General features: G+C 59.3%; 2 pseudogenes. Both read left to right on the top strand.

The features are described from left to right. Positions 1–68 precede the first annotated feature (68 nt). Positions 69–221 (top strand): annotated as a pseudogene (locus AC1C2N_RS16220) (transposase); the annotation flags it as partial. Positions 222–272: 51 nt separating this feature from the next. Further along, a pseudogene (locus AC1C2N_RS16215) lies at positions 273–766 on the top strand (IS3 family transposase); the annotation flags it as partial.

The raw sequence follows: 766 nt of genomic DNA, 5'->3' as shown, positions 1-766 counted from the left end.
GGGTCTGCTGAAGGTTTGATTGACTCTTGTCCGCCAGTTCTGTAGGACTGGCTGGGAGGATATGGATCATGGCCAAATACTCGGAAGAGTTCAGAAAAGATGCTGTCGCGCTCGTCAGACAAGGCGCGACCCAGTCACAGATCTGCAAAGACCTCGGGATCTCGAAATCAGCGCTCTCGAAATGGGTGACCGATGCCGACCGAGCTGATCGTGGACTGCCCCTCGCGGCCGAAGTGACGCGAGAGGAAGACGCTCAGATTCGTGAACTGATCAAACGTAACCGGCTCCTCGAACAAGAGAACGAGGTCCTGCGTCGCGCGGCCGCGTATCTGTCACAGATCCACATCACACCCCCAAAATAGTGTTCCCGCTCGTCCAAGAGATGGCCGCAGTAGGTGCCCCAGTGAGGGTGCCTGTCGCGGTGGCGTGCAGGGTGCTGGGATTTACGAAGCAGGCGTACTACCAGTGGGTGAAACAGCCCCAGTCCAAGCGTGAACTCGAGGAGCAACATCTCATCGAGGTGTTGCGCGAGATTCATGCGGAAGACCCCGAGTTCGGGTACCGGTTCCTCGCCGACGAGCTCCAAGGCCTGGGCTACGAGGTGTCAGAACGGCGTGTGTGGCGGCTGTGCCATGTCGCCGGCATCCGTTCGGTGATCACGAAACGTAAGCCACGTAACGCCCGTGCTGGCGCGCCGGTGGGTGACGATCTGGTCGAGCGTGAGTTCACCGCGGAGCAGCCGAACTGGTTGTGGCTTACGGATATT

The organism is Mycetocola sp. Y791, assembly GCF_059445325.1.
Note: the sequence above shows the minus strand (reverse complement) of the source record. Positions and strands in the feature narration are given on the sequence as shown.